We start from the raw sequence: 13,629 nt of genomic DNA on the forward strand, positions 1-13,629 counted from the left end.
TAATGGAGATTTTTCGGGTGAAATTTGGGGTTGCTTCGGCGGCCCCTTTTTCTACTGTAAATATAAATTTTTAGCTAGAAGTGATTCGACGTAGTTAGAAATTTTAGGGGGAAAATAAATCAAATCAGATGACATTTTACTAGGTTAAGCGTATCGTTGAAGGAGAGGTACAGGTTGTTATGGATGGAGGGAAGCTATGGAGTTTTTTAAGAAATATAAAAAAAAGTATGGGAAAATGTTTAGCCTTGCCCTCGTCTTTTTAACATTTGAGGCGCTTTGTGATTTGATGCAGCCAACGATTATGGCGAGAATTATTGATGTAGGTGTAGCAAATCGGGATTTGGGATATGTGCTTAGGCAAGGAGGGCTCATGCTGTTAATTACGCTGTTTGGGGCATTGTCAGCTTCGACACGCAATGTGATTTCAAGCAGCGTCTCCCAAAACTTCGGAACGGAGCTGCGCTCGGATTTGTTTCGGCGTATTCAAGGCTTGTCATTTACAAATGTTAACCGCTTTGATCGAGCCTCGCTTGTTACGAGGCTGACCAATGATGTGACACAGGTGCAAGTATTTGTAAATGGACTGATGCGTATTTTTGTAAAGGCGCCATTGTTATGCATCGGCGGCCTCATTATGGCAACGCGGCTCAATCCCTCCCTAGCGATTGTCCTTGTTGTTGTTGTGCCAATAGTTGCTTTGTTAATTGCACTGAACTTAAAGCTGGGTTTTTCCTTTTTTACGAGGGTGCAGCATGCGCTTGACCGTGTAAATCGAGCCATGCGTGAATATTTGTCCGGTGTGCGCGTTGTGAAAGCGTTTCATCGTTTTGATTATGAAGTGAATAAATTTGAAGAGGTTAATGAAGAGCTGCAGGCAGCCTCTGTTTCTGCGGGACGGCTTATGGCCGGATTTAGTCCGGGCGTCATGCTGGTTGTGAATGTCGGTATTGTTGCTGTACTCTGGTTTGGCGGTATGCAGGTAAGCAGAGGCGAAACACAAGCAGGAGAAGTCCTCGCCTTTACGAACTATATGACGCAGATTGCTTTCTCGCTTATGCTGATTTCTCTTGTGTTCAATATGTTTGTACGAGCAAAGGCATCTATCTCGCGTATTAGCGAAGTATTTACACAGGATGATGCCATGAAGTGGAGTGAGGGGACGCTTTCTCCTTCTGCAAGGGGAAGGATTGATTTTGAGCATGTATTTTTTGCTTATGAAGGAACTGCAACGGTGCTGCATGATATTACGTTTACATGCATGCCTGGCGAAATGGTTGGGATTATCGGTTCGACAGGGTCGGGCAAAAGCAGTCTTGTCGGAATGATTCCCCGTTTTTATGATGCGGATGCCGGTGCTGTGAGGGTCAGCGGTGTAGATGTACGGGAATTAAACCCACAGAAGTTACGGGAGACCATTGCGATTGTGCCGCAAAAAACGATGCTATTTACCGGAACAGTGCTCGAAAACATTCGCTGGGGCAAAGAGAATGCAACGATGGAGGAGATAGAGCGTGCTGCAAAGGCGGCACAGGCGCATGACTTTATTACAGCTTCACCTGAAGGCTATGAAACATGGATTGGCCAGGGCGGTGTTAATTTTTCCGGTGGACAAAAGCAGCGCCTTTCGATTGCCCGTGCTCTCGTAAAAGAGCCGGATATTTTAATTTTAGATGACAGTACAAGCGCACTTGATGCGGCAACAGAGATGTATATGAGGGAATCTCTTAGGAAATATGCGAATGACTTAACATGCTTGATCATTACGCAGCGTATTTCCTCTGTTATGGATGCTGATAAAATCATTGTCCTAGATGAAGGCAGGATAGCTGGCATTGGCACACATGATGAGTTGCTGGCATCGTCCGTTGTATATCAGGAAATCTTCCGTTCGCAGACGGGAAAGGAGGAAGAGCAGTATGGCACAGCGAGATGAGCAAGGAAAGCTTCCACCTGTTATGATGGGTCGTCCGGGTCATCATGGAAGAAGACCAGTTGTAAAGCCGAAAAGCTTTTCCAAAGCAATAAAGCGGCTTTGGTCATATTTTGGCCGTGAGCGCAGGCTGCTGCTTGTTATTTTCCTATTTATTCTTGTTGATTCGGCGGTTATGCTGTCGGTGCCATTTTTACTCGGAAAATCGATTGATGCGATGAGCATGGGTACGGTAAATTTCCGGCTATTGGAGATTACTGTGCTAGTGCTTTTTGCGTCCTATGCTGTAGACGGCGTCCTAACATTTCTGCAGGGCTGGCTCATGGCTGGCGTCTCGCAGCGTATTGTGAAGCAGCTGCGCAGGAGTTTATTTGAAAAGCTGCAAAGGCTCCCTATTTCCTTTTTCGACGCAAGGACGCATGGCGATCTCATGAGCCGTTTGACGAATGATATTGATAATGTCAGCAGTACGATTTCGCAATCAACGACTCAGCTCATGTCAGGTGCGATTGTAATTAGTGGTGCGTTTGTCATGATGCTGATACTAAGCCCGATTTTGACAGTTGCTAGTCTGATAACGATACCGCTCGTGCTTTTACTGACACGGACGATTGCGAAAAAAACAAGTGTATTATTTAAAAAGCAGCAAATGGAGCTTGGTAAGTTAAACGGCCATGTGGAAGAAACCATTTCTGGTCTTGAGGTGGTAAAAGCCTTTAATCATGAGGAAAAGGCTATTAAGGAATTTGAAGCTGTAAATGAACGACTACGGCAGGTTGGGACGAAGGCGCAGATTTGGTCTGGATTTTTAATGCCGATTATGAACGTCATTAATAATCTTGGCTTTGCTGTTATTGCAATTGTCGGTGGCGTGTTGGCAGTGAAAAGCATGATTACGGTCGGTGTCATCGCAAGCTTTATCAGCTATTCACGACAATTCGTTCGCCCGCTAAATGACTTGGCAAATATTTTTAATCTGCTGCAATCCGGAATGGCTGGGGCGGAGCGTGTTTTTGAGGTGCTAGATGAGCATGAGGAAACAGATGATTCTCCACAATCCCTCTCGCTAGACCAGACCAAGGGTCACGTTGTGTTTGAAAATGTTAGCTTCGGCTACCGATCAGATGTACAGATTGTCAAACAGCTCAGCTTTGAAGCGCAGCCGGGCAGCAGCATTGCGTTTGTCGGCCCGACCGGTGCAGGCAAAACGACAATTGTGAACTTGTTGACACGCTTTTACGATGTGACGGATGGCCGTGTTCTGATTGACGGCAGGGATATACGCGATTATACGAGAGACAGTTTACGCCAATGCTTTGGTATTGTACTGCAGGATACGTATTTATTTTCCGGGACGATTCGGGATAATATTAAATATGGAAAGCCAGCTGCAACGGATGAAGAAGTAGCATCCGCAGCAGCTTTAGCCAATGCGGATAGCTTTATTAAGAAGCTCCCGCACGGTTATGACACGGTACTTACTGAAAACGGAGGGAACCTGAGCCAAGGCCAACGTCAGCTTCTCGCGATTGCCCGTGTGATTCTTGCGAAGCCATCACTTCTTATTCTAGATGAAGCGACGAGCAGCATTGATACGCGAACGGAACTGCAGATTCAGGACGCACTGTTGCATGTAATGAAGGGCAGAACAAGCTTCATCATTGCACATAGACTGAACACTATTCGCCATGCTGACATGATTATAGTTATTGATAAAGGTGAAATTGTGGAGATAGGCAGCCATAACGAGCTGATGAAGAAGAGGGGAACATATTATCAAATGTTCTCGAGGCAATTTCAGAATGAAAGGAAAGCAAATGTATAAAACTCATAGGTAATGTGATATTCACTATATAAAGCCCGACTCAAGCTGGTCGGGCTTTACTAATTGACTAAGCTTAGTTTGTTAACCTAGAAGCTCGGAAGAAGATACGAAAATCCCCCACCTTCGATCAACGGAAGTCCCCTTGCGGGAAAGAAGCGTTAGCGAGTAGGTGGGGGATAGTTCAATTATAGAATATTTGTGATTTAGGCAGAGGGAGAATCGATTGAGCAATTGGCAATCTCCTCGCTTGTTAACGCAATATGTTTTTCTCCCCAACAGCACATGGCATCTAGGATCGGACGAAGGCTCCAACCATACTCAGTTAAGGAGTATACGACCTTCGGCGGTACCTGGTCATATATCGTTCGGTTCACAACACCGTCTGCCTCCAGCTCCCGCAACTGCTGAGTTAGCATTTTTTGCGTGATAACAGGCATAAGCTTTTTGAGTTCACTTGTTCTTTTTTCGCCTTTAATCAAATGACACATGATGACGACCTTCCACTTTCCACCGATGACATCCAGTGTAGCCTCTACGGGAATGTTATAAGCCATTTCCGTCCCTCCCTTTCATACGTCCGCTTCTTGTACGTTTCAAGTTGTATCACGAACACAATCATAACATACACGAGCAGATCGCAAAAGCTTGAAAATGATGATAGGAACTTTAAAGTGCCTACGGTACTTTAAAGTACGTACTTCTCATGGGGGCTTATATATTTCATAATAACGTCCATAGGAACAGCTAAGAAAAGATTTGCAAGGCGCGCCAGTCATGCTGTCCATACATTATAAAGCCTAAGAGTATAAGGAGGATGTTTCTATGAGTTCTATTGCTACAAATATTCAAGAAAGAAAAGGGGGAACGCCGGCGTTAATGGCGCTTGCCATTAGCGCATTTGGAATTGGTACAACTGAATTCGTTCCTGTGGGCTTACTTTCTTCATTAGCTAACGATTTAAATATTTCAATCACTTTAGCAGGCTTATTAATTTCCGGTTATGCAATGGGTGTTGCTGTTGGAGCGCCAATTCTTACCGCTGCGACCAATAAAATGAGCAGGAAATCATTATTAATGATGCTAATGCTTATCTTTATTGTTGGTAATTCAGTTGCTGCATTATCGGCGAATTTTGCGTTATTGTTAGTGGCAAGATTTATCACTGCATTCTCTCATGGGGTATTTTTCTCGATTGGATCAACAATTGCAGCAGATGTAGTTCCTGAAAACAAGCGAGCCAGCGCGATCGCATTTATGTTTACGGGATTAACAGTCGCAACAGTAACGGGTGTTCCGCTAGGTACATTTGTTGGTCAAACATTTGGATGGAGAGCAACGTTTTGGGGTGTTGCGTTTCTAGGCATCATTGCTATTATCGCAAGTGCTATACTAATTCCTGCAACTCTTAAGCAGGCACCGCCATCTAAATTTAGCGATAACTTTAAAGTCTTAACAAACGGTCCATTGCTTCTGGCATTTGCTATTACAGCATTAGGGTATGGGGGCACGTTTGTAGCATTCACTTATCTTGCACCAATGTTAGAGACTATTACCGGTTTTGAACCAAGTGCAGTAAGTATCATCCTGCTCGTATATGGCATTGCCGTCGCATTAGGGAATACGATGGGGGGGAAGTTGGCTAATAAAGCGCCTTTAAAAGCTTTATTATGGATGTTTTTTATTCAAGCCGTGGTACTTGTTGTTTTAACATTTACAGCACCATTTAAAGTGCTAGGAATTGTTACAATCTTCTTTTTAGGTTTACTGTCATTTATGAACGTGCCGGGATTACAAATTTATGTCGTTCAATTAGCTGAAAAATATGTGCCTTCAGCAGTGAATGTTGCATCAGCCTTGAATATTGCTGCATTTAATGTGGGAATTGCAATTGGAGCCTTTATTGGGGGACTAATCGTCGATTCAATTGGAATTATTCATACCCCTTGGATTGGCGGTGTAATGGTAATGGGAGCTGTTCTTCTTACGCTTTGGAGCTTTATTTTGGAAAAGAGAGGAAGAATATAAATAAGCTAAGAAAAGAACAAAACCACAAGCTTTTCTGATATTCATTGTATTGCAGTCCACTAAGTATCGTTGAGCTGCCTCAGTTTATCAAAAAACGCACTTCCTTTTGGTTATGGAGTGCGTTTTTTTATTTTAAGAAAGCATAAATTTCTAGCTGGATGCCAATGCGGCGTAGCGAGACCTTTTAGGAATACAGTATCAGGGCAGCTACGCCTTTGTCTTCGCCTAAGGGCGGGGGCTTGCCAATTGGCGGATTTTATGTGTTAGAAATTTACAATGTATGCATAACTTTGACCTATTGAAGAACTTTAATATTATCAGAGACAACCTGTTATATGCTCCTAAGCTCTCTTTCGGCAAAAAGTTATAAAAAGATTGGAGACCAATATGAAGAAGAATCTTTTTCACAGGGGGGAGTTTGATAAAGGTAAATTGTATAAATATTTCTCTCTTAATGTTCTAGTAATTCTGCTTTTGATAGTTAGTTCAATCTTTAACATGAAAGGACGCGTAGTGATTTACGTTTTGTTGGTCATTCTGATATTGCTTTTAATCCTTTGTATATACCTGTTAATTGAATTTGTTATTTTAATTCCTAACACTACAGCACGCTTAACGAATATCTGCATTGGATCGGGCTTGCTGTTGAGCTTGATTTTAACCACCTATGCCAATTTATATCTCCAAATTTATCAACTAAGGGGGGACAAAGCTTTTGCATTTACAGGAAAACGTCTTTCTGGAGACGACTTCCTTTATTACAGCATTACGACTTTTACTACGACAGGCTTTGGAGATATTACTTCGATCGGTTTAATTTCTAATGCTCTAGCAGCATCAGAAATGTTAATGGGTATGATAAGTAATACAATATTGATGGCTATTTTGACGTCAAAGCTCCTTAAAGATCTAAAGAATTAATGCAATGCACGCTGACTTCTCATAGTTCATCCAAGGAAACGCTCTTACGCAAACAGTTGTATGAACGGAAGAGGGATATTTTAGGACTCAATGGATTCTTTTTGTTTTTATACAGTATCAACACCAATGTTTTAATGGGCTTTGTATAAAGGCAAAAGAAGCAGCCCAGTGAGCGGCTTCTTTATAACACTGTAAGAAGGTATAACTTTTCGGGACGATGTCTAGCTTCCAAGACCCGCCTTTTATGGAGAGGGCTGTTTTTCTACTTAATACTTGTATCGGAAAACCAACTAAAAAACGTCTCATTTTACGAAACCATATGTCCAGTGATGCTGTCCCTCCGATTGCTTTTTGTAGAAAAGCAGACTTTACGAAGCTGCAAAAATGAGCGATGGCCAAATGGAATGGGAGAAGGACATTGTTTTGTTATACAATTTGTTTGATTTTAGAAACCATGCATAGTAGGATTCGAATAAAAAATTGTCATGCTGTATTCACAGATTTCATTGCTTAGATTTTGATAAACCTGGCTGACATCTGTGGAGAATGAAGTAGCATCCCCTTTCTGTAACGTATGTGTTTCACTGCCAATTTCAATAGTCAAGCATCCGGAATAAACTGTTAAAGATTTTATCGCCCCTATTTCAGCGGGTTCAGAGATGTGTCTGCATCCCGGCAATAACCGTATGCGGTAGATTTCAACCGGCAGACCGGGAACAGCAAATGTATTATAGGCTTCAAAAAGCCCATTATGTTCCTGAAGTGTTGCTTGCTCCTCTACGCGAAGAAGTTTGATAGAGGGATTTCTGACAAAAAATGAAGCGAATGGGATTTGTAATCCTGCTGCGATTTTCCATAGAACCGCTACAGTCGGATTAGAAGTACCTCGTTCAATTTGTCCTAGCATTGGTTTACTCACACTAGTGAGTTCGGAAAGAGCATCTAAGGATAATTGACGTTGCTGCCTGTAGTACCGTAAACGTTGACCAATTTCAACTGATAAAATATTTTTCTCCATCATAACTCTCCTTGTTTCCGATAAATCTTATGGTGAAAAAGTTTGATAATTAAGAATTTGTATGCTATACAATATATTAAGAATATTATAACATACAAACATGAGGGGTAGATGGGTTTATATTTTCCCTTGTTCTGCTTGTTTTTTATTGAAATCCTCGTTACGATGTATAGATTAATATTCCATGCTTTTATTTTTAAGTGGAAGTAGCTGCTTCATGCTTTATATTACAAACTTAAGAGAGAAGGATGTTCAGATGAATTATTCATTTGCGGAACGAACAAAAAATTTTAAATCGTCAGCTGTAAGAGATATATTAAGCGTAATCCAACAGGGAAATGTTATTTCGTTTGCAGGAGGACTTCCTTCAGAGGAACATTTTCCTTTAGAGGCAGTGCAATCAGCATATGACAAGGTATTTGCGTCTGGAAAGTCATCATTACAATATGGTTTAACAGAAGGATATAAGCCGCTGCGAGAAGCAATCCAAACCAAAATGGAACAGAAAGGCATCCGTTCGACTCCAGACCGTATTCTTTTGACGACCGGATCGCAACAAACAATTGATCTATTTTCAAGGGTTATGCTTTCGTCAGGAGATGTGGTATTAACTGAAGATCCTACTTATTTGTCAGCTTTACAGGTATTTCGCTCATATGGAGCGTCTGTTGTAGCTGTAAGCGGGGATGAGTATGGAATGGATCCTGAAGAATTAGAAGAAAAGCTGAAAACATTACAGCCGAAGTTTGTTTATATTATTCCGACATTCTCTAACCCGAACGGAAAGGTTTGGAGCGTGGAACGCCGTCAAATCCTGCTAAATCTTTGCTATAAGTACAATGTACTTGTTTTGGAAGATGATCCATATGGGGATATTCAGTTTCATGAAGGAGAAGAATATCCGCCAGTAGCGTCTTTTGACCAATCTCACAGCCATGTACTGTATACAAGCACATTTTCTAAGTCTGTTGTTCCAGCTTTAAGAACAGGATGGGTTACGGGGCCTGCTGAGGTTCTTCAGATGATGACGCAAGCAAAGCAGATGGCGGATTTGCATTCCAGTTCTATCGATCAACAAGCACTTTATTATTTAATGCGCGATTTTGATTTGAATCAGCATATTCAAGTGTTGAGAAAAGAGTATTATAAACGAATGAGCATTATGAGAGATTATTTACATAAGCTAGAGCCCGGATTGTTCACTTGGAAAGAGCCAAAAGGCGGGATGTTTATTTGGGTAGAAGGGGCAAAGGATTTAAATACAACGCTATTATTAAATAAAGCAGTCGAAAATGGTGTTGCTTTTGTTCCTGGTGCGCCTTTCTATGTTGACAAACCAGAGCTCAATACATTCCGGTTAAACTTCAGTCATTCTACGCCTGAAAATATTGAGCTAGGAATGGATCGATTAATCTCAGTTTTATTAAATCCTGTAACGGTTTGAACATCCGTTTTTTCATAATGAATAAAAGACAGCGGGCTATTGAATAAGCTCGCTGTCTTTTTGACATTTTGTGCACCCAGCTAAGCTGTGGTCTGCTAGTTGGTGAAAATCCAGCCTAAGTAAAGCCTAAAAAGTAAGAACACATCACTTCTTGTAGTGTCTAGCTCCTCCGGTTTGCTCTTTTTCGCAAAATTATCTTCCTGTGTATAAAGAAACAAATTTAGCACTCGTTTGATTTTAGCACCTCTATCGTCTAAGTCCCGGCTTCTGTAGAGAAGCGTTCTATGAGTTTCCGGTTTGGATGCCGTTGAACGATTCTTTATTGTGCAATCGGCTGCTGTGTTCTTTAGTATCCTTCTCAAACACACATCAATTTGGTTATATATCATAAAAAAATAAATGAAATTATTCAATTTAAATTAAAAAAATATTTACATTTATAGCGATTTGTATGTATATTTTTCCTTGTGTTGTAAAAAATATTCCATTTTAAAGGGTGTTAATGTTGAAGTATAATTCCTCTGTGCTGCTAGAAAAAATAGAAGAAAAACGCGTTTATATGATAGAAACTGCTTTGAAATATGGATTTACAGCAGTAGAGACTGTACGAGTTAGTCAAGAGCTAGATGCACTCATAGACGTGTACCAGATGCTATTACATACAAAGGAAAAGAAAGAGAAATACTGTTTACATCAATGAATATAAAAATAAGTGTCATTACGCAGAGTATATAGCTTACGGGCTAGCTTTATAAACTTCTCTAAGCTTTTTAACCGATCTTTAGAATTAGCAATACTTTTTGATTCGTTTACGAATGTAGTGGGTATGTACAAAAGAACAACCAGCTTATGTTTCTCGCTATTGGTGTGAAAGAATTTAATTTTGGATAAATAAAGAGGGTTGATTGATTAGAATGTGGCACGATTGGGAAGTTGCACAGAAAATTGCATTACGTATGGTTTTGATTTACCTCGTCATCAGCAGTTCATGGGTCGTGTTATCTGATTGGTTATTTAAAGATTATCTACATATAGTATGGCTAGATACTATAAAAGGTTGGCTTTTTATATGTGTAAGCGGTTTGTTATATTACAAATTAATTCGGAAAGTAATAAAAGATACTACAGAAAATGAAGTGAAATATCGATTGATTGTCGAAAACGTATTCGATTTAATAGTTGTACTAGATACAATGGGGAAAGTAACTTATGTTACGCCCTCGTGTGAGCAAATTATTGGCTATTTGCCTCACGAATGCGAAGGAGAGTCAAGTTTTGAATTTATTGCGAAGGACGATATTTCTAAAGCCCAAGAAAAATTACATACGGTCCTAAACGCCAAAAAATCAGAACAGGCTGAAATTCATTTGAAGCATAAAGAGGGTCATGTGGTTTTGGTTGATGGAAAAGGTGTACCGGTTATTGGAGGAGATGGAGAGGTTGAACAAGTCGTAGTCCTTGCTCGTGATATTACGGAACGGAAACAAACTGAAAGACAGTTAATTGAAAGTGAGGAACGTTATCGGAAACTTGTAGAATTTTCTCCTGAGGCAATATTGATTCATATTGATGGAGAAATTTTTTATGTGAATCAGGCAGGGATAAAGTTAGCAGGAGCACATCATCTTGATGAAGTAATTAGCAGCAATATTTTTGAATTTATTATCTCAGATGAATTTGAGCATACCAAAGGTCGTATGAGAAAAGTCGAAGAAGAAGGGGAAATTGGGATAGAAGAAAGAACGATCGTTCGCCCTGATGGCACGCGCATCTTTGTTGAAGTTTTGTCATTTCAAACCACGTATCAAGGAGAAAAGGCAGTACAGTCCATTATAAGGGATATTACAGAACGTAAAAAATCAGAGGAGAAAATACATTACTTAGCATACTATGATGCCTTAACTGGCTTACCCAATCGCAATTTTCTAGGTGAGTATCTTAGAGAAGCGTTGGTGTGCAGCCAAGGCAGCAAACATATCTTAACTGTGATGTTTTTAGATTTAGACCGATTTAAACTAATCAATGACACGTTTGGGCACAGCTTTGGTGATATCTTATTGCAGCAGGTATCTGTTAGGTTGAGGGAATGCTTGCGTGAAGATGATATGGTTTCTCGTTACGGTGGTGATGAGTATATTATTGTGCTGAAGCAACAAGATATTCAAGAAATATACGGATTGGCAGATCAAATCATTGATACGGTAGCTGCTCCTTTTATGATTTACGGCCGCGAGCTATTTATTTCACCTAGCATTGGAATTAGCGTGTACCCAACAGATGGGGATGATGTAGAAGCTTTAATCAAAAATGCAGATGCTGCGATGTATCTTGCTAAAGAGAGTGGCAGAAATAATTATCAATTTTATACATCATCTTTACATGTGATGAACAACTGGAAATTTGAGTTAGAAAAAGGCATTAGGAATGCGCTGCAAAATAATGAATTTACACTGCATTATCAACCTCAAGTTGACTTGAAAACAAATACAATTATCGGTTTAGAAGCTTTAATTCGCTGGAAGCATCCCGAATATGGATTCATTTCTCCAGCGGAATTTATTCCCTTAGCAGAAGAGATAGGATTGATTGGTTCTATTGGTAGATGGGTTCTTGAAACAGCCTGTAAACAAAGGAAACAGTGGCAGGAAAATGGCTTACCTCCAGTGGATGTGTCCATTAATGTTTCAGCTGTGCAGTTTCGGGATAAACATTTTGTAGCAACTGTACAGCAAGTGTTGCAAGATACAAAGTTTGAACCATGCTGCCTAGAACTAGAAATTACTGAAGGCGCTATGCAATATGTAAAGGAAGCCACGAGCATTATGGGGGCTTTAAAAGAACTTGGTGTTCGTCTTTCCATCGACGATTTTGGTACAGGTTATTCTTCATTAAGTTACTTAAGACATTTCCCTATCGATAAATTAAAAATTGATAAGTCCTTTGTTGATGAAATTAACCATCATTCTAGTGGTGAAATTATTGTAAAAACAATAATTGCCTTAGGAAATAGCTTAGGTTTTGAGGTAATTGCTGAAGGGATAGAAAATGAGGAGCAAGTCTCTTTTTTAGTACAAAACAATTGTCGTTTAGGACAAGGTTATTTCTTCTACAAGCCTTTGCCTGCAGAGGAAATAGAGGGGTTAATTCATTTACACTGTAAGTATTAATATGTGGTTCTTTTACGATTTGGAACTAGTACATCTTTTGTTCAGAAATAGAAGACAGGGAGCAGGGGTAGCATCTAATCTCCCTGTTTCATTGTTTTTATTACACTGTAGGAAAATATAAACTTCCAGCTAGAAGCTCCTTCGACGTAGTCGGAAATTTTAGGAATACAGTGTAAGTGCAACTACGCTTCTGTCTGCGCCTAACGGCTCGCCAATCAGCGAGTTTTCTTTAAAAACCGTCTTCGACAGGAGAAAATGGAACACCTAATCTGTTTTCTACGGCACGCAGACGTTGATTTAAACGGTTTAAACGACGGCTATGACGTTCGACTGTTTCTTGAAGCTGATTCACTTCTCTATTTAGGCGGTTTACTGTTCGGGTCAATTCGTTGTTTCGCTGCTCCAATTCAGTTACTCGACGCTCCAAAGCACGCAGCTGCTGTGGCGGCTGTCTGTGATCAAATTGCTGTGTATAATCAAATTGCTGTGTATAATCAAATTGCTGCTGTGTATACGGCTGGTGGTAGGGTTGCACAAATGGATAAAAGTTAACATATGAATTCATGGTGTTTCACTCTCCTACATAGGGTATTTACCATACAGATTATGTAGGAGAAGAACAAGGCGACACAATTAAAAATAAAGAGGCACCGGGCATCTGAGGGGTTACAGAATGCTCATGCATGCTATGGTTTCCTGAATGATAAAAATTCAACTATGTTAATTGGTCGGATTTTTGCTTAATTCATATCAATTATCACTTGAGCTCACTTATGTTTACATTAAATACCGTTAAAAAGAAAATAATAACAATAATGGATAAGCCCCATGCTACTAATGGCCGTTTATGATGAATAGGCAACATCGTGAACAAAATGATGTCAAACAAAGCTGACCACCACATGTTCCAGCCATTAAAGTGATTTATAAGTCCGAAAACATGAAGGCCTAGAAGTTCACCGAAAATATATATTATTGTCCATAATAAAATATAGGGAAGCTGCTTGACTTTCTCTTTTGGAAAATGGGATAAGTATGTAAGGGCAGTAGCAGGATATATCGTTATCATAATCCAGATATTAATTAAGGTATGATTGGGAAAGAGGCGGTCTTTATTATAGCTCCATGTTGGATTGTTATACGTTAACACGTTATACAATAAATCTCCAATGATAAAAAAGAGGATAGTTGGATAATATTTTTTCCAATTTTTCCAATCTCCAAATCTCCAGCCAATGAATAAAAATGTCGCTCCAGCAATAATATGCATCATATGAAAAGCTCCCCCTAAACCTTTAT

Annotated in this window: 11 protein-coding genes; 7 read left to right on the forward strand and 4 right to left on the reverse strand. The window is 40.0% G+C overall.

Annotation, left to right across the window (positions count from 1 at the left end; genetic code table 11):
* Positions 1–196 precede the first annotated feature (196 nt).
* The gene (locus EP737_RS01095) at positions 197–1,933 is read left to right on the forward strand and encodes an ABC transporter ATP-binding protein (RefSeq protein WP_129726081.1); all 1,737 of its coding nucleotides are present in this window, start codon (positions 197–199) and stop codon (positions 1,931–1,933) included.
* The gene (locus tag EP737_RS01100; protein WP_129726082.1) at positions 1,917–3,755 is read left to right on the forward strand and encodes an ABC transporter ATP-binding protein; all 1,839 of its coding nucleotides are present in this window, start codon (positions 1,917–1,919) and stop codon (positions 3,753–3,755) included. Before EP737_RS01095 ends, EP737_RS01100 begins: the two co-directional genes overlap by 17 nt.
* Before the next feature lie 203 nt (positions 3,756–3,958).
* On the opposite strand, the gene EP737_RS01105 is transcribed toward EP737_RS01100, so the two are convergent.
* Positions 3,959–4,309: a winged helix-turn-helix transcriptional regulator gene (locus tag EP737_RS01105; protein WP_129726083.1), complete on the reverse strand. Its 351-nt coding sequence runs from the start codon at positions 4,307–4,309 to the stop codon at positions 3,959–3,961.
* A 268-nt stretch (positions 4,310–4,577) separates the two neighbouring features.
* On the opposite strand from EP737_RS01105, the gene EP737_RS01110 reads away from it, so the two are divergent.
* Complete coding sequence (locus EP737_RS01110) at positions 4,578–5,780, forward strand: MFS transporter (protein ID WP_129726084.1); 1,203 nt, start codon at positions 4,578–4,580, stop codon at positions 5,778–5,780.
* A 498-nt stretch (positions 5,781–6,278) separates the two neighbouring features.
* Positions 6,279–6,701 carry an ion channel gene (locus tag EP737_RS01115; RefSeq protein WP_205650848.1) on the forward strand — a complete coding sequence of 141 codons (423 nt, stop codon included), beginning with the start codon at positions 6,279–6,281 and terminating at the stop codon, positions 6,699–6,701.
* Positions 6,702–7,146: 445 nt separating this feature from the next.
* Here EP737_RS01115 and EP737_RS01120 read toward each other — a convergent pair whose 3' ends face one another.
* Entirely contained in the window at positions 7,147–7,719 is a 573-nt protein-coding gene (locus tag EP737_RS01120; protein ID WP_129726086.1) for a helix-turn-helix domain-containing protein, read from the reverse strand.
* A gap of 256 nt (positions 7,720–7,975) precedes the next feature.
* Here EP737_RS01120 and EP737_RS01125 point away from each other — a divergent pair, with 256 nt between their 5' ends.
* The 3 genes from EP737_RS01125 to EP737_RS01135 all read left to right on the forward strand — a co-directional run bounded on the left by EP737_RS01125 (position 7,976) and on the right by EP737_RS01135 (position 12,330).
* On the forward strand, positions 7,976–9,163 hold the full coding sequence (locus tag EP737_RS01125) for an aminotransferase-like domain-containing protein (RefSeq protein WP_129726087.1): 1,188 nt from the start codon (positions 7,976–7,978) through the stop codon (positions 9,161–9,163).
* Positions 9,164–9,665: 502 nt separating this feature from the next.
* The gene (locus EP737_RS01130; RefSeq protein ID WP_129726088.1) at positions 9,666–9,863 is read left to right on the forward strand and encodes a Spo0E family sporulation regulatory protein-aspartic acid phosphatase; all 198 of its coding nucleotides are present in this window, start codon (positions 9,666–9,668) and stop codon (positions 9,861–9,863) included.
* Between the two features lie 214 nt (positions 9,864–10,077).
* The gene (locus tag EP737_RS01135) at positions 10,078–12,330 is read left to right on the forward strand and encodes an EAL domain-containing protein (RefSeq protein ID WP_246040139.1); all 2,253 of its coding nucleotides are present in this window, start codon (positions 10,078–10,080) and stop codon (positions 12,328–12,330) included.
* A 229-nt stretch (positions 12,331–12,559) separates the two neighbouring features.
* Here the strand turns inward: EP737_RS01135 and EP737_RS01140 are convergent, their stop codons facing one another.
* Positions 12,560–12,895, reverse strand: a complete 336-nt coding sequence (locus EP737_RS01140) for a SlyX family protein (protein WP_165350644.1) — start codon at positions 12,893–12,895, stop codon at positions 12,560–12,562.
* Between the two features lie 192 nt (positions 12,896–13,087).
* Positions 13,088–13,603: a CBO0543 family protein gene (locus EP737_RS01145; protein ID WP_129726090.1), complete on the reverse strand. Its 516-nt coding sequence runs from the start codon at positions 13,601–13,603 to the stop codon at positions 13,088–13,090.
* Positions 13,604–13,629 lie beyond the last annotated feature (26 nt).

Source organism: Ectobacillus funiculus (assembly GCF_004138295.1).
Lineage (GTDB): Bacteria > Bacillota > Bacilli > Bacillales > Bacillaceae_G > Ectobacillus > Ectobacillus funiculus.

Coding starts and splice junctions, on each gene's coding strand:
- EP737_RS01095 (WP_129726081.1), top strand. CDS start 197: ATGGAGTTTTTTAAGAAATATAAAAAAAAGTATGGGAAAATGTTTAGC.
- EP737_RS01100 (WP_129726082.1), top strand. CDS start 1,917: ATGGCACAGCGAGATGAGCAAGGAAAGCTTCCACCTGTTATGATGGGT.
- EP737_RS01105 (WP_129726083.1), bottom strand. CDS start 4,309: ATGGCTTATAACATTCCCGTAGAGGCTACACTGGATGTCATCGGTGGA.
- EP737_RS01110 (WP_129726084.1), top strand. CDS start 4,578: ATGAGTTCTATTGCTACAAATATTCAAGAAAGAAAAGGGGGAACGCCG.
- EP737_RS01115 (WP_205650848.1), top strand. CDS start 6,279: ATGAAAGGACGCGTAGTGATTTACGTTTTGTTGGTCATTCTGATATTG.
- EP737_RS01120 (WP_129726086.1), bottom strand. CDS start 7,719: ATGGAGAAAAATATTTTATCAGTTGAAATTGGTCAACGTTTACGGTAC.
- EP737_RS01125 (WP_129726087.1), top strand. CDS start 7,976: ATGAATTATTCATTTGCGGAACGAACAAAAAATTTTAAATCGTCAGCT.
- EP737_RS01130 (WP_129726088.1), top strand. CDS start 9,666: ATGTTGAAGTATAATTCCTCTGTGCTGCTAGAAAAAATAGAAGAAAAA.
- EP737_RS01135 (WP_246040139.1), top strand. CDS start 10,078: ATGTGGCACGATTGGGAAGTTGCACAGAAAATTGCATTACGTATGGTT.
- EP737_RS01140 (WP_165350644.1), bottom strand. CDS start 12,895: ATGAATTCATATGTTAACTTTTATCCATTTGTGCAACCCTACCACCAG.
- EP737_RS01145 (WP_129726090.1), bottom strand. CDS start 13,603: ATGATGCATATTATTGCTGGAGCGACATTTTTATTCATTGGCTGGAGA.